This window comes from Methanococcoides orientis, assembly GCF_021184045.1.
Taxonomy (GTDB): domain Archaea; phylum Halobacteriota; class Methanosarcinia; order Methanosarcinales; family Methanosarcinaceae; genus Methanococcoides; species Methanococcoides orientis.
Genome location: NZ_CP073710.1, coordinates 1,621,381 through 1,641,211 on the forward strand (window position 1 = coordinate 1,621,381; position 19,831 = coordinate 1,641,211).

The 19,831-nt window shown below is 43.7% G+C and carries 23 protein-coding genes and 1 tRNA gene; 14 read left to right on the plus strand and 10 right to left on the minus strand.

All coding sequences use genetic code 11. From position 1 onward, the window contains the following. Window position 1: 1 nt before the first annotated feature. The gene (cofC, locus tag J7W08_RS07800) at window positions 2-649 is read left to right on the plus strand and encodes a 2-phospho-L-lactate guanylyltransferase (protein WP_233083960.1); all 648 of its coding nucleotides are present in this window, start codon (window positions 2-4) and stop codon (window positions 647-649) included. On the opposite strand, the gene cutA is transcribed toward cofC, so the two are convergent. Then, on the minus strand, window positions 626-940 hold the full coding sequence (gene cutA, locus J7W08_RS07805; RefSeq protein ID WP_233083961.1) for a divalent-cation tolerance protein CutA: 315 nt from the start codon (window positions 938-940) through the stop codon (window positions 626-628). The genes cofC and cutA overlap by 24 nt on opposite strands. Before the next feature lie 305 nt (window positions 941-1,245). Between cutA and J7W08_RS07810 the strand changes: the two genes are divergently transcribed. Together J7W08_RS07810 and J7W08_RS07815 are read left to right on the plus strand one after the other, a co-directional pair. Next, window positions 1,246-1,419, plus strand: coding sequence for a 4Fe-4S binding protein (locus J7W08_RS07810; RefSeq protein ID WP_233083962.1), 174 nt, complete (start codon window positions 1,246-1,248; stop codon window positions 1,417-1,419). Continuing rightward, window positions 1,416-2,636: an NAD(P)/FAD-dependent oxidoreductase gene (locus J7W08_RS07815; RefSeq protein WP_233083963.1), complete on the plus strand. Its 1,221-nt coding sequence runs from the start codon at window positions 1,416-1,418 to the stop codon at window positions 2,634-2,636. The genes J7W08_RS07810 and J7W08_RS07815 overlap by 4 nt, the downstream gene beginning before the upstream one ends. A gap of 81 nt (window positions 2,637-2,717) precedes the next feature. Here the strand turns inward: J7W08_RS07815 and J7W08_RS07820 are convergent, their stop codons facing one another. The 6 genes from J7W08_RS07820 to J7W08_RS07845 all read right to left on the minus strand — a co-directional run bounded on the left by J7W08_RS07820 (window position 2,718) and on the right by J7W08_RS07845 (window position 10,004). Then, window positions 2,718-4,157, minus strand: a complete 1,440-nt coding sequence (locus tag J7W08_RS07820) for a TrkH family potassium uptake protein (protein WP_233083964.1) — start codon at window positions 4,155-4,157, stop codon at window positions 2,718-2,720. Between the two features lie 19 nt (window positions 4,158-4,176). Further along, window positions 4,177-5,511 (minus strand): Trk system potassium transporter TrkA, encoded by a 1,335-nt coding sequence (gene trkA / locus J7W08_RS07825; protein WP_233083965.1) that lies wholly within the window; start codon window positions 5,509-5,511, stop codon window positions 4,177-4,179. A 127-nt stretch (window positions 5,512-5,638) separates the two neighbouring features. Then, window positions 5,639-6,838 carry a molecular chaperone DnaJ gene (gene dnaJ / locus J7W08_RS07830; protein ID WP_233083966.1) on the minus strand — a complete coding sequence of 400 codons (1,200 nt, stop codon included), beginning with the start codon at window positions 6,836-6,838 and terminating at the stop codon, window positions 5,639-5,641. 66 nt (window positions 6,839-6,904) lie between these two features. Next, window positions 6,905-8,764: a molecular chaperone DnaK gene (gene dnaK, locus J7W08_RS07835; RefSeq protein WP_233083967.1), complete on the minus strand. Its 1,860-nt coding sequence runs from the start codon at window positions 8,762-8,764 to the stop codon at window positions 6,905-6,907. A gap of 95 nt (window positions 8,765-8,859) precedes the next feature. Continuing rightward, window positions 8,860-9,438, minus strand: a complete 579-nt coding sequence (gene grpE / locus J7W08_RS07840) for a nucleotide exchange factor GrpE (protein WP_233083968.1) — start codon at window positions 9,436-9,438, stop codon at window positions 8,860-8,862. Window positions 9,439-9,590: 152 nt separating this feature from the next. Then, entirely contained in the window at window positions 9,591-10,004 is a 414-nt protein-coding gene (locus J7W08_RS07845; RefSeq protein WP_233083969.1) for a heat-shock protein, read from the minus strand. A 137-nt stretch (window positions 10,005-10,141) separates the two neighbouring features. Between J7W08_RS07845 and J7W08_RS07850 the strand changes: the two genes are divergently transcribed. The 6 genes from J7W08_RS07850 to J7W08_RS07875 all read left to right on the plus strand — a co-directional run bounded on the left by J7W08_RS07850 (window position 10,142) and on the right by J7W08_RS07875 (window position 13,405). Continuing rightward, the gene (locus tag J7W08_RS07850) at window positions 10,142-11,065 is read left to right on the plus strand and encodes an ATP-grasp domain-containing protein (protein WP_233083970.1); all 924 of its coding nucleotides are present in this window, start codon (window positions 10,142-10,144) and stop codon (window positions 11,063-11,065) included. Next, on the plus strand, window positions 11,062-12,045 hold the full coding sequence (locus J7W08_RS07855; protein ID WP_233083971.1) for a hydantoinase/oxoprolinase family protein: 984 nt from the start codon (window positions 11,062-11,064) through the stop codon (window positions 12,043-12,045). Before J7W08_RS07850 ends, J7W08_RS07855 begins: the two co-directional genes overlap by 4 nt. Window positions 12,046-12,068: 23 nt before the next feature. Continuing rightward, window positions 12,069-12,701 (plus strand): amino acid kinase family protein, encoded by a 633-nt coding sequence (locus J7W08_RS07860; RefSeq protein WP_233083972.1) that lies wholly within the window; start codon window positions 12,069-12,071, stop codon window positions 12,699-12,701. Window positions 12,702-12,802: 101 nt separating this feature from the next. After that, window positions 12,803-12,967 (plus strand): HVO_2753 family zinc finger protein, encoded by a 165-nt coding sequence (locus J7W08_RS07865; protein WP_081955807.1) that lies wholly within the window; start codon window positions 12,803-12,805, stop codon window positions 12,965-12,967. Window positions 12,968-12,976: 9 nt separating this feature from the next. Then, a complete protein-coding gene (locus J7W08_RS07870) occupies window positions 12,977-13,246 on the plus strand; it encodes an elongation factor 1-beta (protein WP_233083973.1) in 270 nt (89 codons plus the stop codon). An 87-nt stretch (window positions 13,247-13,333) separates the two neighbouring features. Next, a tRNA-Ala gene (locus J7W08_RS07875) sits at window positions 13,334-13,405 on the plus strand. Between the two features lie 277 nt (window positions 13,406-13,682). On the opposite strand, the gene J7W08_RS07880 is transcribed toward J7W08_RS07875, so the two are convergent. From J7W08_RS07880 to J7W08_RS07890, 3 genes are all read right to left on the minus strand, one after another. Continuing rightward, window positions 13,683-13,946, minus strand: coding sequence for a hypothetical protein (locus J7W08_RS07880; protein ID WP_233083974.1), 264 nt, complete (start codon window positions 13,944-13,946; stop codon window positions 13,683-13,685). Window positions 13,947-14,271: 325 nt separating this feature from the next. Further along, on the minus strand, window positions 14,272-14,700 hold the full coding sequence (locus tag J7W08_RS07885) for a hypothetical protein (protein ID WP_233083975.1): 429 nt from the start codon (window positions 14,698-14,700) through the stop codon (window positions 14,272-14,274). Between the two features lie 411 nt (window positions 14,701-15,111). Then, window positions 15,112-15,315, minus strand: coding sequence for a nucleotidyltransferase family protein (locus J7W08_RS07890; protein ID WP_233083976.1), 204 nt, complete (start codon window positions 15,313-15,315; stop codon window positions 15,112-15,114). A gap of 42 nt (window positions 15,316-15,357) precedes the next feature. Here J7W08_RS07890 and J7W08_RS07895 point away from each other — a divergent pair, with 42 nt between their 5' ends. The 5 genes from J7W08_RS07895 (at window position 15,358) to J7W08_RS07915 (ending at window position 19,827) form a co-directional block, all read left to right on the plus strand. Further along, window positions 15,358-16,743: an ATP-binding protein gene (locus J7W08_RS07895; RefSeq protein ID WP_233083977.1), complete on the plus strand. Its 1,386-nt coding sequence runs from the start codon at window positions 15,358-15,360 to the stop codon at window positions 16,741-16,743. 240 nt (window positions 16,744-16,983) lie between these two features. Next, window positions 16,984-17,253 (plus strand): nucleotidyl transferase family protein, encoded by a 270-nt coding sequence (locus J7W08_RS07900; protein ID WP_233083978.1) that lies wholly within the window; start codon window positions 16,984-16,986, stop codon window positions 17,251-17,253. 304 nt (window positions 17,254-17,557) lie between these two features. Then, complete coding sequence (locus J7W08_RS07905) at window positions 17,558-17,716, plus strand: hypothetical protein (protein ID WP_233083979.1); 159 nt, start codon at window positions 17,558-17,560, stop codon at window positions 17,714-17,716. Window positions 17,717-17,771: 55 nt separating this feature from the next. Then, entirely contained in the window at window positions 17,772-18,875 is a 1,104-nt protein-coding gene (locus tag J7W08_RS07910; RefSeq protein ID WP_233083980.1) for a glycosyltransferase family 4 protein, read from the plus strand. A gap of 1 nt (window position 18,876) precedes the next feature. Then, window positions 18,877-19,827 (plus strand): SDR family oxidoreductase, encoded by a 951-nt coding sequence (locus tag J7W08_RS07915; RefSeq protein WP_233083981.1) that lies wholly within the window; start codon window positions 18,877-18,879, stop codon window positions 19,825-19,827. Window positions 19,828-19,831: the final 4 nt, after the last annotated feature.

Consider the following 19,831-nt stretch of genomic DNA (forward strand, 5'->3'; position numbering starts at 1 on the left):
TATGCGGGCAGTGATCCCATATAAGAAAGAGAATGCCAAATCAAGGCTATCTCCGGTACTTTCACAGAACGAACGCGAGGAGTTCGTGGAGCTCATGTTAAGGGATGTAGTCAGCTCATTGAGCTCTGCGGGGATCACAGAAATAGATATACTGACCACATCCAGCGAAGGAGTACCTGAGGACCTGGATGTGAACCTTATCGTAGCCGATCCCGGACTTAATGTATCCATCAACTCATACCTACAAAATGTTGATGAACCAACCATGATCATCATGGCAGATCTGCCCCTTGTGAGAAGCAGTCACATCAAAAAGATAGTATCGTATCCCGAAGATATTGTCATCGTTCCCGGAAAAGGCGGCGGTACGAATATATTGTTCATACGGCAACCAAAAGATTTTACTGTTAAATATCATGGATGCAGCTTTATAAGCCATTACGAGATCACAGAAGACCTTGGGAAGAGCATAAGGGTTTTTGACTCATTCCTTGCAAGTATCGATATCGATGAACCCCATGATATTGTAGAGTTACTCCTATACGGAAATGGCCTTTCAAAAGAATATGCTGAAAAAAGATTTTGTGCCGAGACCGGAAAAGGGCGTGTGAAGATATCACCTCTTTCAAAACTGTCCGGTTTCATCTGAGACCCACTGGAGATACTTATTTTCACCAGCGATCTCCCATGAGAGTATGCATGGGATATCATAGCTGTGAAGCGATACAATGGTTTCTTTTAGTTCATCGAATCTTTCAGAGGTCGTTTTCAATATAACTACAACCTCATTGTCCTCCACCATTTCACCATCCCACCTATAAATGGAATTTATAGGATGGATATTTGCACAGGCAGCAAGCCTCCTTGACACAAGCTCTTTTCCAAGCATGCGCGCTTCTTCCATACTTCCGGCTGTAATGTAAACTATAATATGTTGCATAATACAAAATATTGGCAGAGAACATATTTAGATATCGTCTGCTCATCTGGAGATCCCATATGGTATCGGGCACGAGGATCTATAATCGCTAAATTTTAATAAAAATATGATTTAAGTTGAATATATTAGCCTCACAGATCACAAATGTTTATAACCGTGTCCAAAAATGACGTGTTTTTTCTTACTATTGGCTTCCCAGAAATAATCACATATAAGAATTTCTATAAGCCAGTGAGCAACTCACGAAACCTATATTATTGTCGAAGTAATAATGGTACATCACATCTGACTATCGGTGATAATGAATGAGCATCATTGTAAATAAATATAAATGTGGGTACTGCGGTGCATGTGTGGGCGTCTGCCCAGCTGGAGCATTAGAGCTCATCGAAACATGGATAGAAGTAGACAATAAATGTACAAGCTGTGGTATCTGCCAGAAGATATGCCCGCTTGGAGCCATCGAGGTGGACAGATGAAAAAGGAGTATGACCTGATTGTGGTCGGCGCAGGTCCCGGAGGATCCATTGCTGCCAAAACCGCTGCAAAGGAAGGACTTGACGTACTTTTAATAGAGAAGAGACAGGAGATCGGAGATCCGATCAGATGTGCTGAAGGTGTGGGCAAATACAATCTGAAGCAACATATCGAACCCGACCCCAGATGGATATGTGCTGATCTGAAAGGTTCACGCATCTTTTCACCAGATGGAACTGAGATCGAAATGGCAGAGGAGATCGCCGGCGGAGAGGTTGGATATGTACTTGAAAGAAAGATATTCGACCGGGCACTTGCTAATGAAAGTGCTATTGCCGGAGCAGAAGTGATGGTCAAGACCAGAGCTACTGACCTCATAATTGAGAATGATACAGTCTGTGGTATCAAGCTCATGCACATGGGTGAAGAATATGAAGTTCGCTCAAAGATAGTCATCGGTGCAGATGGAATGGAATCAAAGATAGGGCGCTGGGCAGGTATCGACACATCAGTAAAGCCTGCAGACATGGAAACATGTGCGCAATACCTGGTGTCCAATGCAAATATTGACCAGGAATTCTGTTATTTCTACCTTGGAAATGAGATCGCACCTGCAGGATATATCTGGTTGTTCCCAAAAGGTGGCAACAAAGCCAATGTTGGAATTGGAATACTTGGCAGTAAATCCAGAAAAAAAATGCCCATTGATCTTTTGAATGAGTTCATGGAAAAGAACATGCCTGACGCAAAGATCATCGAAATGGTCGTCGGAGGAGTACCAGTATCAGGTTCCATTGACAGGACCATTGCCAATGGCCTTATGCTCGTCGGTGATGCTGCCAGGCAGTCCGACCCTATCACCGGCGGAGGAATCATTAACGCCATGGATGCAGGAAAGATAGCCGGAGAGATTGCTGTAAAAGCAATAAGGAAAGGAGATTGTTCCACAGCGACATTGCAGGAATATGAAGACCTCTGGAGAGAGACAATTGGCAAAGAGATCGATAATAGTCTGCTAGTCAAGGAGACATTTGTCAATTTCACAGACGAGGATCTGAACTCACTTGCTAACTCACTCAAGAACGTTAACTTCACAAGCATGAGCCTTCTGGACCTCTTACTTGCTCTTTTCAAGGCAAATAAGAAACTTCTCTGGAACCTCAGAGGACTCTTTAAGGACATTGTTAAGAACGATATTGACTTTAAATACAGGACCTAATCCGATATTTTGTTGTTCCGTCCAAAAATGGATGGAGCAAGCTTCGTTTTATTTTGTTTTGTTTTGTTTTGTTTTGTATATTCACCTTCTCCAGAACTCCGGAGTAAGCATTACTATAACAGTGAACACTTCAAGCCTGCCTATCCACATATTAGCGATGAGCACAAGCTTTCCAATTGCAGGAACAGTACTGAAATTTGCCATTGGGCCGACCACATTGAAACCGGGCCCTATATTACCAAGAGTTGCTATGGATGCTGTGACAGAACTGGTAAGGTCCATTCCAAATATGGAAAGGATAGCCGAACTTATCAGAAAGATAAGGAAATAGATCACAACAAAAGAGATGATCGCATGCATGATATCCCCGGGCACACTTTTCCCATTAAATTTGATAGGTCTCACAGCTTTAGGGTGGACCACTTTGAAAAGTTCACTTCGTGCATATTTTAACAAAAGAAGAAGACGTACGACCTTTATGCCACCTGCAGTAGAACCAGCACATCCACCAATGAACATCATCGCCAATAAGACGACCTTCCCTGAATCCGTCCACAGGTTGAAGTCAGTGGTCGCATACCCTGTTGTCGTCAGTATCGAGACAACCTGGAAAACAGCATACCTGAAAGAGGTAGGAATAGAATCAGGCGTGTCCCTCCAGAGGAGCAATGTCAGAAGGGCAGTCGCAAGTCCTACGATCACAAAATAGAACTTGAACTCGTTATCCTTTAGAAGACTTTTTTTATCAGAATATAAGGTCTTGTAATGCAGAGCAAAATTTGCACCTGCAATGAACATAAAGAGCGTAATGATACCCTCTATCAGAGGACTGTTAAAAGCTGCAACACTATCTGCATAAGGTGAAAAGCCCCCACATGCCATGGTAGTAAAAGTATGTGTACAGGCATCATAGAAAGACATTCCTGCAATGAGCAGAAGAAGAAGCTCTAATATGGAAATAGATACGTAGACTGCCCAGAGTATCTTTGCAGTTTCCCTTATCCTTGGCTTGAGCTGGTCCTCTTTGGGGCCCGGAGCCTCAGCACGGAACATCTGACGACCTGCAACTCCAAGCTTTGGGAGAATGGCAATGAACAACATTATAATTCCCATGCCACCGATCCATTGAGTCATACTTCGCCAGAACAGGAGACTTCTTGAATGGGTCTCAATATCTATGAAGACCGTTGCCCCGGTCGTTGTAAACCCTGACATTGACTCGAACAGGGCATTAAGTGGAGTAACTCCATCGAACATGTAAGGGATAGAACCAAAGAGTGCTGCTGCAAACCATCCAAAAGCAACTATAGCAAAACCTTCACGAGTCTCCCAGTCCCCTTCATCTGCTGAGGAATACTGGAATGAAAGCATAGCCCCGACAATCGTGGTCAATGAAAAAGCGACTGCGAAAGGGTATGGGGATTCACCATAATAAAGAGCAACTCCAAGCGGGATCAGCATCATTGGACCAAGAAGACGTAGAAGTAATCCCAGTACACTAAGTATAATCCTGAAGTTCATCAAATCACGTCTTTTTGAGTTACTTGAACAATCTTTCGACGGCCTGATGTGCAGAAGGTAAGGAGAAAATTAATACACGATCGCCTTCTTTTATAATGTAGTTCCCACGGGGTACGAAGGTGTCGCCTTTATGGACCACCATGCTGACAAGTGCACCTTCAGGGAACTTGACGTTCTTCAACGGTTTACCCACTATCTTTGAATTGCCAGAAGCAGTATATTCAATGATCTCTGCCTTTTCACCCTCTATCATGGTCAGGGCTTCAATGCCTGTCCCCATGGTCAGTTTCAGTACTTCATTGATCGTAGCTTCCCTTGGACTTACTGCACGATCCACACCCACAAGTTCGAACAGCGGAACATAATCAAGATGATCAGCTCGTACAACAACCTTTTTGGCACCAAGTTGTTTGGACAAAAGAGCACATAAAAGATTCTTTTCATCACTGTCCGTCACAGAGATGACAACATCCATATCCTGAACACCTTCTTCTTTGAGAAGGTTGATGTCAGTCCCGTTTCCTTTCAGAACAAGTACTTTTGGAAGAGCCTCAGCAATGAACTCGCACCGTTCCCGGTTCTTTTCGATTATCTTTATAGTGGCATGGCTTTTTTCAATAAGCTTTGCAAGATAGAAACCAACAGTACCTCCACCAATGATCATTACCCTGCTAACGTTTTCCTCGTGACCTGCAAAGAGGCTTCCAACATTTGCCATGGCATCAGATTTTCCAATGACAACAACATGATCAGCACCATGTATCACATCATCCCCATGGGGAATGATAATGTCCGACTGCCTGTAAATAGCACTAACTATACAGCAATCAGAGAGATCCAGGTCCTTCATATTCTTGTCAACAAGGTCGCTCTCCGGAGATACAACGAATTCCATCATCTTTATCTTGCCATCTGCAAAGATCTCAGCATCAATCGCTGAGGGTATGGAAAGGATCTCGGCAACCTCAGAAGCAAGGGATAGTTCCGGACAGATCATGACATCAATGCCTATCTGTGTGCGAGTTGCAACCGGCCTGTCAATATAATCAGGATTTGTGACCCTGGACATTGTTTTGAATGGTCTGTAAGAAGGAGCCAGAAGCTTGGCTGCTGTACATGCAACAATGTTCACTTCATCTGAACCGGTCACAGCAACAAGAAGATCAGCATCATTGATCACCTGGCCTAATATGGATATATTAGCACCATTACCATGAATGACCTGTACATCGAGCTCATCTGCCCTTGCACATGCATCTTCATTATTATCAATGACAATAACATCATTGTTGAGATAAAGGGATTTTGCGATATGATACCCTACCTCACCGGCTCCGACGATTATGATTTTCATAACGATCACACAAACCTATGAAAATAAATTGGAAGTATAAGATATGGTTAATAACAGGTATCTGTGTTAAAGGTTACTCCACAGAAATGGAGACGTACAAAAAAATAAGAAATTTCCCGCCCTGTTATCAGGAGTCAACAGAACCGGAAACAGTATTAGAAATAGCAGTTTCAAAAGCATCTTTAACCTTGTCAAAGAAGCCTTTACCACCTTTTGATCCTTTGGATCGAGTACCACTGAGCTTATCAAGCTCTTCCAGCAGACCCTTCTGTTTTTCCGTGAGATCCGTAGGAGTCTCAACAACAACCTTCACAAGCTGGTCACCCTGACCGTGGCCATGAAGATGTGGCATACCCTTGCCTTTCAGACGCAGTATTGAATGTGTCTGAGTTCCTGCTTTGATCTTCATTTTGACCTTGCCATGAAGTGTCGGGACCATTACTTCAGAGCCAAGAGCTGCCTGAGAGAACGTGACCGGGACCTCATAGACAATATCATCGCCTATGCGATCGAACTTCTCATGAGGCTTAATGTGGATCACAACATAGAGGTCACCTGATGGTGCACCCGGACTTCCTGCTTCACCCTCGCCGCTGACCTTCAGACGCAGACCGGTATCAGAACCTTTTGGAACCCTTACTTCGATCTTGCGTACTTTCTTCTGCTTGCCCGAACCTTTACAGACAGGACACGGAGATTCGATGATCTGACCCCTACCGTGACAATTGTCACATGTAGTAGTGGTCATGAAGTTACCAAGAGGCGTCCTTCGTGAATGGGTCATCTGACCGCTGCCACGACATTTCGGGCAGGTGGTCGGACTTGTACCCTCCTTTGCACCTGTGCCTCCACAGGTTTCACAGTTCTCTGCCCTTGGAACATTGATCTTCACCTGTTCACCGAAAGCAGCCTGCTCCAGAGTTACAGCCAGATCATACCTCAGATCAGAACCCCTTGTAGGACCCTGCCTGCGATGACCTCCGCCGCCAAAACCTCCGAAACCACCAAAGCCGCCTCCGAAGATACTGCCAAAGATATCACCAAGGTCTTCGAAACCGCCAAAATCAGCATTCCTGAAAATATCTTCTGTGCTATATCGACCGTCTATACCTGCATGGCCAAACCGATCATACTGTGATCTTTTCTCATCATCGGACAGCACAGCATAAGCTTCGGATATTTCCTTGAACTTCTCTTCAGCACCATCATCCTTATTCTTATCAGGATGGAATTTCATCGCAAGTTTGCGATATGCTTTCTTGATCTCGGTCTCAGAGGCATCCTTGGCTACACCAAGTATTTCGTAATAATCACGTGTGGTCGACATTAAATCTCCTTCATGGATAAATTAAAGTGCAGATGGAAAGCATCTGCACCTATACCTTCAAGATATTTATTTGTCTTCGTCGACAACCTCATAGTCCGCATCGACAACAGTTTCATCGGATCCGGAGTCTGAAGTGGATGCACCTGCATCTTCGGAAGCTTCAGCACCTGCAGCTGCTTCCTGCTGTGCCTTCTCGTACATTGCAGCGGAGACCTTATAAACAGCTTCCTGCAATGCTTCGGTCTTAGCTTTGATAGCTTCGAGATCTTCGCCTTCCAGAGACTCTTTCAGATCTGCCATGGCCTTTTCGATGGTGGTCTTCTGCTCATCGGTTGCGACATCCCCTGCCTCTTTCAGGGTCTTCTCAGAAGCATTGATAAGGGATTCTGCATTGTTCCTGATATCAACCTCTTCCTTACGTGCCTTGTCCTCTTCTGCATGAGCTTCAGCATCCTTCACCATCTGGTCGATCTCCTCATCGGATAATCCACCAGGTTTCTGGATAGAGATAGACTGTTCCTTACCGGTACCAAGATCCTTTGCATTCACATGAAGGATACCATTGGAATCAATGTCAAAGGTAACTTCGATCTGTGGCATTCCCCTTGGTGCAGGTGGTATACCATCCAATACAAAGCGGCCAAGTGTCTTGTTAGCAGAAGCAATTCCTCGCTCACCCTGCAGGATATGGATCTCCACAGATGGCTGGCTGTCTGCAGCAGTTGAGAATATCTGGCTCTTCTTTGTAGGAATAGTAGTGTTCCTCTCGATAAGCGGTGTTGCAACGCCTCCAAGGGTCTCAATACCAAGTGTCAGAGGTGTGACATCGAGCAGCAGAACATCATGGACCTCACCGCCAAGTACACCTGCCTGAATAGCTGCACCAACTGCTACTGCCTCATCAGGATTGATGTTCTTATATGGGTCCTTACCGATGAAGTTCTTCACAAGATCATATACTGCAGGGATCCTGGTAGAACCGCCGATAAGAAGTACCCTGTCGATGTCCTTTGAAGTGACCTTTGCATCACTTAGAGCCTGTTTCATGGAAACAAGTGTCTTCTCTACAAGATCTTCGGTCATCTTCTCGAACTGTGCCCTTGTAACATCAATATCAATGTGTTTTGGCTGACCGTTAGAATCTGCTGTAATGAAAGGCAGGTTCACGTTAGTTGAAGTAACGCCTGAAAGCTCGATCTTCGCCTTCTCAGCAGCATCACTAAGACGCTGGAGTGCAGCCTTATCGTTTGAAAGGTCTATACCTTCTGCCTTTTTGAACTCCTCAACAAGGAATTCTGTGATCCTTTGATCAAAGTCATCGCCACCAAGGTGTGTATCTCCACTTGTGGAAAGTACTTCAAAGATACCGTCGCCAAGCTCAAGAACGGATACATCAAAGGTACCGCCTCCGAGATCGTAGACAAGGATCTTGTGGTCGCCTTCCTCTTTGTCAAGACCGTATGCAAGGGATGCAGCGGTAGGCTCGTTGATGATCCTCATTACCTCAAGTCCGGCGATGGTACCGGCATCTTTGGTAGCCTGCCTCTGGGAATCATTGAAGTAAGCAGGTACGGTGATAACAGCCTGAGTGATGGACTCACCAAGATATGCTTCAGCATCATCCTTGAGCTTGCGAAGGATCATTGCAGAAACTTCCTGAGGTGTGTGATCCTTACCGTTCATATTTACTTTATAGTCACCCTCACCAATGTGACGCTTAATGGAGCTTACACTGTTATCAGGATTAGCGATCATCTGTCTTTTTGCGACCTGACCTACAAGTTTTTCTCCTTTTTTGGAAAAACCAACAACTGAAGGAGTTGTTCTTGCACCCTCTGCGTTAGGGACAACAGTAGGTTTTCCACCTTCGATAACAGCCATACAGGAATTAGTAGTTCCAAGATCAATACCTAATATCTTTCCCATGATAATACCTCACTTGTCTTTGATTATTAAATAGTTAATAGTAATTTGGTTCTCTTTATGATATTACTAAAGCGATAAACTCATAATATCAAATGTTAGTTCTCATCCGGATTATCTGCAATTGTTACCATTGCATGGCGTATGACCTTCGAGTTGAGCTCATAACCAGGCTTGCAGACATCAACAACATGACCTTCAGGGTGTTCCGAGGTCTGCACATGCATCATTGCCTCATGAAGGTGCGGATCGAATTCCTGACCTGTGCAATCGATCTTTTTCAGGCCTTCCTTCTCAAGGATAGAGATAAATTGCCTGAATACCATCTCAACGCCCTCAATAACAGAGTTCACGTCGTCGGTCTTCTTTGCAGATTCAAGAGCACGCTCAAAGTTATCATACACTTCCAGCATTTCGACCATCATATTCTCCAGAGCGAACTTGCGGAACTCTTCCTTTTCACGCACACTTCGCTTTCTGAAGTTCTCGAACTCAGCCCTCTGACGGATCAATTGTTCTTTGAGTTCTATTATATCAGAATCCGTGGAGGGGATATCTTCATTTTGGTCATCGCCCCCATTACCGGCCAGTTTTTCCGACAGATCGTCGTTTTTGCAGCCAGTACATGAATCCTTCTCTTCTTTAACTTTAGATTTCTTTCCAAATTTACCTACCATTGATCACGACTCCGCCATAATTTATCAGCGGTATAATTAACAGCAGATGATTGTTTGAAGTTCTATAAATACGTTACGCATTTGTTTGCATGTTACACTAAAAAAAGAATAGACCAAAAACAAGCCCAACAAGCGCCTTTGGTCAAAATGGTTCAGGCATATTCTGCCTGCAGCTTATAAGATAGTAATTTTACAAGCAACATACTTGCGATCATACAGATGGCAAGTGCTGACACCAAACGATCCCATCCCAATACACTAAGACCGTCCTTGAGGACAAAATCAACGCCTCCAAAGAACGAAAAAATAGAGATGGTAGCTGCAAGCGACACGACACATCCACCTATCAGTGCACCTATCTGGTCGGCTCCCCTCTTCTCAAAAAATACTGAACCCACTATGAACACCACAGCAAATATCAGCAATATGACAGAAGAAGGCATTGGACTGATGCCGCTGGAAACAATGTTCATAACTCCAAGAGCCATACCTATCATAAAAATGGACATGGTACTTGAAACAGCAAGCGCCTGTAAAAAAGGATTATCTGAAATTTCTGCATTCATCCTTTGTATCCCTCGCGTTGTAATTTGTATTGCTGATATATATAGTAATTGTCGAGGAGACACAATGGATAGATAATATATTCAGGACAGCATGATCCACAGTAAATAACAAATAATATGATAGAATCTCACCTTACATGAAAATACTTCTTTCGGAATATGCCGTCAGCACCGGCATGGGTGGAACCTACCTTTTGGAAGGTAAAGCAATGCTTCACACCCTTGCATCAAGTTTTTCACGCCTTGGACACGAGGTGATATACACATCATCAGGACCAACGATAGAATATGGAACTTCGATTGCCTCCAGCGAAGATAATATCAATGAGATCCTGGAGGAACAGGCAAAGGATTGTGATGCAGCCCTTGTGATCGCACCTGAAGAGCTTCTAGCCGAGATCACAGCTATAATTGATAATAATACACTGAACCTCGGCTGCCCCTTTGAATCAGTAGCCATTTGCTCAGATAAGCTGGAATGTACAAGAGAACTGGAAACGGCATCAATTCCCATTCCGGGAACTTATTCTTACGATCAGGAAATACCTAAGGACAAACGCTGGGTAGTAAAACCAAGATATGGTTGTGCATCAGAAGATACATTTGTCTGCTACGATCCAAAACTGAAAGAAGGACAGGTCGCAACCGAGTATATCGAAGGGGAACACCTGAGTGTCAGCCTCATCTGTGGAAAGAACACACTCCCATTAACAGTGAACAAGCAGATGATAGATATCGATCCTGAGAAGGATGGATCTTCTGTTGATTACTGCGGCTGCATGACCCCATATAATACCGACAGGATACAGGAACTTTACGAAACAGCCATCAAGGCAACACGTATCCTGAACTGCAATGGGTACACCGGAGTGGACATAATACTTGGAGACAGGCCATACATAATAGATATTAATCCAAGACCTACAACATCACTTGTGGGCATTACTAAGATAATGGACAGGGAGATAGCAGAGCTTCTGATAGCTAATGCTCTTGGACAGACACTCCCGGAGATAAATATTACAGGAAATTACTCGTTCACCAAAGAGGAATTGATATGAGATATATTGGAATAGATATTGGCGGAGCTAATACAAAGGTTGCCTCCTCTGATGGAGAAATTAAAGAACTTCTCTACATCCCGTTATGGAAAGATACCACACTCCCATCAGCCCTGAAGGAACTCGGAAAAAGGCTCAACCCCGATGGACTGGCTGTTGTTATGACAGGAGAACTTGCAGACTGTTTTGTTGACAAGGACGAGGGGATCAGCTTCATCATGAACGCTGTGAACAACGCTTTTGACTGCAAGATCGAATATGTGAACAACAGCGGACACTTCCAGGACAGCACCCAGAACGCAAGGGACCTTGCAGCTGCCAATTGGGCTGCATCTGCCCGCCTGATAGGAAAAGAGGTAGGAGATTGTATCTTTGTGGATGTAGGCAGCACCACCAGTGACATAATTCCTATAAAATGCGGTAAACATGTGGCAGGACATACCGATTTTTCCAGGCTGCTTCGCAGTGAGCTGGTATATGCGGGAACCCTGCGTACGAACCTTGCAGCCCTGCTTAAGACCGTAGAACTAAAGGAAGGCACATGCCGCGTCTCCTCCGAGCTTTTTGCAACCACTGCTGATGCATACATGCTTCTTGGAGATATCGACAAAGAACTGTTCACATGCGAGACCTCGGATGGTGCCGGCAGGGACAGAATTGATTGCATGAGAAGACTTGCTCGTGTAGTATGTGCTGACCTTGCAGAGATATCCGAGGAAGATCTGCTTATGATAGCAAAGGATGTGAAAGAAACACAAATATCCCTGCTTTGTGAAGCCATCTCAACAGTGGCCGAGAAGAACGGCCTTGACACTATTGTCTCAGCCGGACTGGGAGAATTCATGATAGAAGAAGCTGCAAAGCGTCTTGGTCTTGATTGCTTCTCAACTTCCGACAAGTGGGGACCGGAAATATCCAAGGTATTCCCCGCTTACGCTGCTGCAAAGCTGCTTGAAGAAGAGGAAGAAGCAAATAAATAAGAACTAAGTCCCTTCGAGAAGAAATGAAAGTGGTCCTTAAGATCGGTGGAAGCCTTATAGAGCAAGCCGATGAGCTGTTAAAAACAGTCGTTGAACACATTTCCAGCACCAAGAGCAAAGTAAAGATAGTGGTGGTGCCAGGAGGAGGTCCTTTTGCCAATGGCATTAGAGAAGCAAGCAGCACACATTCGATCGGGGATGAGGCTGCCCACTGGATGGCTGTGGCAGCAATGGAACAATATGCATACCTTCTTATGGACAAGAGTGGCGTGCCTTTGATAGATGATACGGATGATCTGACCGAAGGAGTATCCATCCTGTTGCCATACCAGTTACTAAGAACCACTGATGAGCTCGAACATTCATGGGACGTTACTTCCGACACCATAGCTGCATGGGTTGCACATAGGATCGGTGCAATACTTATCAAAGCCACAGATGTTGATGGCGTGCTGAATGAAGGCGAACTTATCGAAGAGATCACTGCTAAAGAACTTAAGAGCATGGGAGAGACATGCACTGACCGGATACTACCATCTATATTAGAGAGATATGGCATGGACTGTGTCATCGTTGACGGAACCTATCCGGAAAGAGTGGTTGCTGCTATCGAAGGGAAAGTGGTAAGGAGTACCTACATCAAGGGGAATATTTAAATTATATACCACGCATGTACAGAAACCGTTATAGCTTATCGCGACACGAACAGTTTCGTTCAAGCATTATACATATTTACAGAATCAAAAGGAGTATTACAATGGCAAAAGTTGAACAATGCACATCATGTGGAGTTCGCCTTGCTGAGAAGGGATACACAAGATTCCCATGCCCAGCATGTGACACCGAACTTGGAAGATGTACCAAGTGCAGACAACAGAGCAACCCTTACACATGCCCTAAATGCGGCTTTGTAGGACCCTGAGGAATCGATATGGGAGAAGTAGCAGCAACAATGAAGATCATGCCAGAAGGTGTCGACACCGACCTGGATGACCTTAAGAACAAACTCGAAGCAGTATTGCCAGAAGGCTCATCAATGTTTGGTTCAGAGATCGAACCTGTTGCTTTTGGTCTTAAAGCACTCAAGGTAGTAATCCTTGTAGGCGACCTTGAAGGCGGCACCGAATCCGTTGAAGAGGCTTTTGCAAAAGTTCCTGGCGTAGAAAGTGTACAGGTTACTGAATTAGGCAGACCTGTATAATTACAGCAAACCTATTCTTTTTTCTTTTTTCTTTTTTCTTTTCTTTTAATTTCCCATAATACCTAGTAATTACTCTAATATCATCAAGGGCTCGTAGATCAGGGGGAGATCGTTACGTTCGCAACGTAAAGGCCGCGGGTTCAAATCCCGCCGAGTCCAGTAAGAAACTTTAGATAGACCTAGATAGATACAGATATTTGCGAGAATTAGGCATATAAGTCTCTGTCTTTTTTGTACTTAACATCAATGGCATTCCCACATTACTATCCCGATGCGGACATATAAAGAAAGCCTTCGAGACAGCCGGAGACGACATCCTGGACATCGGCCGGACAGAAGAACCGCGACATCCCCATCTCTTCCATCCGCGAGAAGAAACTCACCGATTTTCTAAAAGAGCTCGGCATCCCCAAATCCCGCTACCAGATCCAGATGTTCACCACCCCCCTACGGAACCAACCCGGAAGACGTCTACGATGCGATCGTGGTCTCCTTCGAAACCTACCCCATAGCCCTGAAGATCAACGAGATCAAAAGGGCCAATGGCAGGCCCGAGATCAAGATCATCAGGATAGAATACGTCATGCCCGATGATGATATCCCCATCTCTTCCATCAGAATCGTACACGGGTATTTGAAGAAGTAACGCCGTTAACCCGGTTGATGATATTTTACCATCAGGGAAACCACTGCTTCGCATAAGGAAATATTTTTTTGAGTATGCTCATCAAAAATAGGTGCAAGACACTGTATACACACATAGAAAAAAAATCGTATCGCTTTGCTTAACTATTTTTATTTGACCTGATTATAATATGTCTTAGCTTGGTCCGCATCCTGACAAATGCAGCTGAAACTAAGTCCATGTATTTTTATTTTAAGTGTGATGCATTGAGCCCGGGGAAACGGGATCAAAGGTCCTCAGACAAGGTGGTTGCAATGATCAGGTCAAAGCAGTACTATCAATATTATTTGGAAGCAGACAAGAAGGCCATAGGGAGAAAAGTAAAGGAAGTTTTCAACAATCAAACCAGAAGATATTCGTATTTATCGTATTCATCAGTACGAATTTTGTAACTGATAGCTCTTGACCTTTTGGTGTACTCAACTGTCATCCTGAGTTTTGTCCTCTCCCTGAAATTTATGGGAAGGCCCATCTCCCATCTTTTCTCATATTTGCCCACCCGATCCAATAACCTCTTGCTTAACTTGTATTTCTTTTTCGTCCTTCCCATCTGCCCTTTCTTCCTTGGTACATCTTTGATAAGCAAAAGGTATCCTTTGCGCCTTTTCTTTGCATCTTCATAATGTTTTGAGTATCTGTGGATTATGTCGTAGACAGCATGTCTTGTTACCTTGTTCTTCTTGTTGGGGTTGTTGTTTACAAGATCCACAAGCTCATCGATCGTGAAATATTTGTTCCCGTTGTCCCTCATGGTCTGGAAAAGTACCATCTTTGCAGCTCCGTTATTGCCTCTTTGGTAGCAATAAAAGCACAAGTTCTTATCCGGATATTCCTTCTCAAAACCACATGATGGACATATCTAACTCATAACTTACTCTCTGACTTTTTTGGGTGCTTTGTGTACCATAGTATACGAGGATACCATCGTTACCGATGGATAGACGAAGTAGGCAAGGCGTGAACGCCTGGTAGGGAGTCAGATGCTAGGATGTAAAAGTCGAAGATATCGCCAGCATATACCTGCCTTACCTATATTTTCAATTTTTATTACACACTTTCTCAAAGAAATACTTTTCCTTCGTAAAATACTTTTTCTGAATCAAGAGCCACATATGCCTCCACAAAGGTCAGGATATCACCTATAGCACTCCGAATATCCTCAAGGTGATCATACTGCGGATCATGCTTCTACCAACTCTGCAAGAATATGCCAGCCGATGCGTGGTTTTAAAGCATTTTTGGATACGAGGTCCACATGCACGCCAAAAGCCTGTGAGAGTTCTTCTTCCAGACGTGCATAGCCAAACAACGTTATGGTCCCATTGAACTCTACAAGAATATCAAGATCACTCGACGAGGTCTGCTCCCTCCGCAGATTACGCAAGGAGCATAATGAATATATACTTACTGGCCAGTAAGTTACTGTATGGTAAGATTCTTTGGCCGTGAGAAAGAACTGGCTATGCTCAATGACATATACAACGCTCCGGGATCGTCCCTTGTCGTTCTTTATGGAAGGAGGCGAGTGGGCAAGACCGAGCTTAGCAGAGAGTTCCTCAAAGACAGGAAGGGACTGTATTTTTTCATAGGGACGAAAAGCGAAGAGCTTCTGTTAAATGATCTTGAAGAGGAGATCGAGACCATCACAGGCATACGCCCGCGCCTTGAGGGTTTTGATGACCTGTTCCCGGTCCTGTTCGGCATAGAGGAGAAGCTTGTGATCGTGTTCGATGAGTTCCAGAACCTTGCAAAGGTCAATCCGGACCTGTTCTCAAAGTTCCAGAAATACTGGGATTCGTACCACAGGGAGAATGATCACATGTTCATAATGATCGGCTCGTACATCGGAATGATGAAAAAGATATTCGAGGAGAGCAAGGAACCTTTGTTCGGCAGGGCAACTTCGATACTGAACATCAGACCGTTCACATTCGCAGACAGCTACTCGTTCCTCAGCGGCATGAATCCGATGGAATTCGAGGAGGCCATGAAGACATATTTCATACTCGGAGGAGTACCGAAATACCTGCTGCTTTCAGGACAGTTCCACCAGCCGGATGCCATGGCAATGTTCAGGAAGCTCTTTTTGGAAATGCAGATCCTCCTGGAGGAGGCAAAGAACATCCTCATATTGGAATTCGGCTCGGAGCACAAGGGATATTTCTCGATCCTTGAGGGGATCGCCACCGGCAAGAGCACGCCTAACGAGATATCCGATTATACAGCGATCCCGTCGGCTACGGTATCCAAGTACCTGCATGAGCTGGTCCACAGGTACGAGATCGTAAAAAAGGAAGAGCCTGTCACAGGTGGAGGTAAAAGGAGCGGACGCTACTTCCTGGACGATAATTTCTTTACCTTCTGGTTCAGGTTCATCCATAAGTACTACGGCGTGTTCGAGATCGATCCTGAAAGGGCAGAGCAGCTCGTCCTGAAGGACATAAACACCTATTTCGGCTATGCCTTTGAGGATGTGGCAAAGGAGATGCTAATATCCTACAACAAACAGGGACTTCTCCCCCTGAGGTTCACCGACATCGGAAGATGGTGGAGCAAGGACACTGAGATAGACCTGATGGCCTTTGACAGGATAGAGCACGAAGCACTCTTCTGTGAGGTAAAATGGAAGCACCTGACAAAGAAGGACGCCATGAAGGTAGCAACCAACCTGAAAAAGAAATCAGAGAAGGTCAGCGGCAAATGGAACAGTCACTACTGCCTGATCGCAAAAAGCATCGACGGCAAAGAGGAACTGCCATTCCTGACCCTTGCCCTCACCGACCTGGAAGAACATCTTAAAACCAGGCATTAAATTCTTTTATCAACTGCTTTACTTCTTCAGCTTCCAGATGAGAAAGGATACCACCTATGTTTGAAATATCGACATTAGGAGCCTTTTCAGGCATTTTCATATTATGATCACCAAATTACAATTAGTAATTTTAACAAAATTAGTAATCATTAGTAATCAAAAGTAGATCACCGATCGAACACACTTTTTACAGAAACAACCTGGGACGACATAGGGGACATCGGCCTGACATCCAACGCCATGGCCGGAGAAAAGAACCGCAACATCCCCGACTACCCCACCCGCGAAAAGAATCTCACCGATTTCATCAAAGAGCTCGGCATCCCCAGATCCCGCTACCAGATCCAGATGCTCACCACCCCCTACGGAACCACCCTGGAAAACGACTATGAATCAATCGTGGTCTCCCCCGAGACCTACTCCGTAGCCCTGAAGATCAACAAGATCAGAAAGACTGAAGGCAGACCTGAGATCAAGATCATCAGGATAGAATACCATGGTCGACGATGATATTCCTATCTCTTCCACAAGGATCGTACACAGGGAGATCGATGTACACGGGCATCTGAAGAGATTGCAGGCTAAAAGCGAATGATCCTTCATTGAAATGAGCTTAATGTGCTGCTTTGCTCAGGTTAAATAATACTTGCTCGAAAGTTAACACTAAAAACAATTGCAGCATACTGTATATACACTTCTTAAAAACCAAACCGATTGGCTTAAATATATTTATACCATATGGGAAGTTCAGGTACAAAACAAGTAAACTTTACATGTTGGCATGGTGGACAAAAAGAGCAAGAGGGTGTAAAATTTGAAGTATGTTGAAAAGATCTGTCCAGTATGTGAGAACAAGTTCTTGGTAGAGAAGAAAGTGGCAGACAGGGAAATGTATTGCACGCTCAGATGTTGCTCCAAGGCCATGGCCGAGAATCCTGAAATTAATGCCAAACCAATTGAGATCACGAACTGATTTCACAAATAATAACACAAATTTCACATTAAAACGAGTATTTGGGTCGATTTTTTTGAAGATATTACGTGTTGCAGCCGACATATATCCTGCAGTCGTAGGTGGAGTAGGCATTCATGTCCATGAAATGTCAAAAGAACAGGCTAGATTAGGACATGAAGTAAATGTATACACAGCTATAACTGATTCTGAGCCAGACAATGAATCTACATCTGGCTACAACATTCGTCGGTTTAAACCCTTAATGAATCTGTTAGGCAATTCCATCATGCCAAATATGTTCTTAGATCTATTCAAAAATAGACACAAACATGACATAATTCATGCACATTCCCACCTCTATTTTTCAACCAACTTGTGTGCACTTTTGAGGAAAATGGGATCATCCCCTCTTGTAATAACTAACCACGGATTAAATTCACAGACGGCTCCGGAATGGTTTCAAAATATCTACACCGCTACAGGGGCAAAGCTGACATTCTTAGCAGCTGACAAAATAATATGTTATACTGAAACAGGAAAGAATGAACTAATCGAGTTGGGCATCAAATCCCACAAAATAGAAGTGATCCATAACGGAATCGATACAGACCATTTCGTTCCTGCAAAAAAACAATGTCTTGATAAAAAACGGTTGCTATGGATTGGAAGATATGCAAATGGAAAAGGTGTTGATAACCTAATAGATGCATTCAATATTCTTAAATCAAAACATCCAGAAGCTTCCCTCACAATGGTTGGCAGAGGTCCGGATAAAGACAGGATAATACAAAAAATTCATGATCTAGAGCTGGACAAAGACATAACAATAAAAGACTTTGTTCCAAATTCTGAGATCGTACAATTATATCAAAACTCAAGTGTCTTTGTGCTCCCAAGTCTTGAGGAAGGCGTTCCAAGAACAATCCTGGAATCCATGTCATGTGGAGTTCCCGTAGTATGCACACGATTACCTCAGTTGGTAGACATCGTTGAAGGCAGTGGATTTCTTGTCCCCATAAAGGATTCACAAACATTAGCAGATAGGATATCCGAAATATTATCAGACATCTCCCTTGCAGAGGGGTTGGGACAAAACGGCAGGAAAAATGTTGTTGCAAACTATTCCTGGAAAGATACTGTGAAAAGGACCATACAATTATACGAAGGACTGATCTGAAATGTCAAAAATTGTAATTACAGGTGGAGCAGGTTTTATTGGATCACATATTGCAGAGGGGCTTGCAAAAGATAATCATGAGATTGTAATCGTGGACAATCTAGATGATTACTACCCAATTGATCTAAAGAAGCGAAACATAGATATCGCCCTTAATAGTGGAGATGCCACATTTATCAATGCAGATATCACTGATCTGAGCAGAATGAAAGAGATAATTGACGATACTGTTGATTATGTATATCACGAAGCTGCCCAGGCTGGAGTAAGGATCTCAGTTGAAAATCCCTTCAAACCAAACGACATAAACGTATTCGGGACTTTAAACGTGCTTAAGGCTTCAATGGATGCAGACGTTAAAAAAGTGATCAATGCTTCTTCATCTTCGGTCTATGGAAAAGTAAAATACATGCCTTTTGATGAGCAGCATCCAACAGAACCAGTTTCACCCTACGGCGTGAGTAAACTTGCAGCAGAACAGTACTGCAGGGTTTTTTATGAGGTATATGGGCTACCCACAACATCCCTTCGCTATTTTACAGTATATGGTCCAAGGATGAGACCCGATCTTGCAATCTCTATATTTACAAGAAAAATGCTTGCAAACGAACCAATAACCATATTTGGAGATGGAGAGCAAACAAGGGATTTCACTTATGTTGAAGATGTTGTGGAAGCTAACAAAAAATTACTCAATAACAAATCCACCGATGGAAAAATCCTGAACATCGGAAGTGGCAACAGAATCAGTGTAAATGATCTCATTAAAAATATAAGGGAACTTGTTGGATCAGAATCAGAAGTCAAATATGCCAAAGTGCAAAAAGGAGATGCTGAAAATACACTCGCAAATGTGAATTTAGCAAATCAATTAATTGGATATGAACCAAGAGTGAACATTGAAAAAGGGTTAGCTAGATTTATAGAGTGGATGAAAGTAAAAAACAATTAATTCT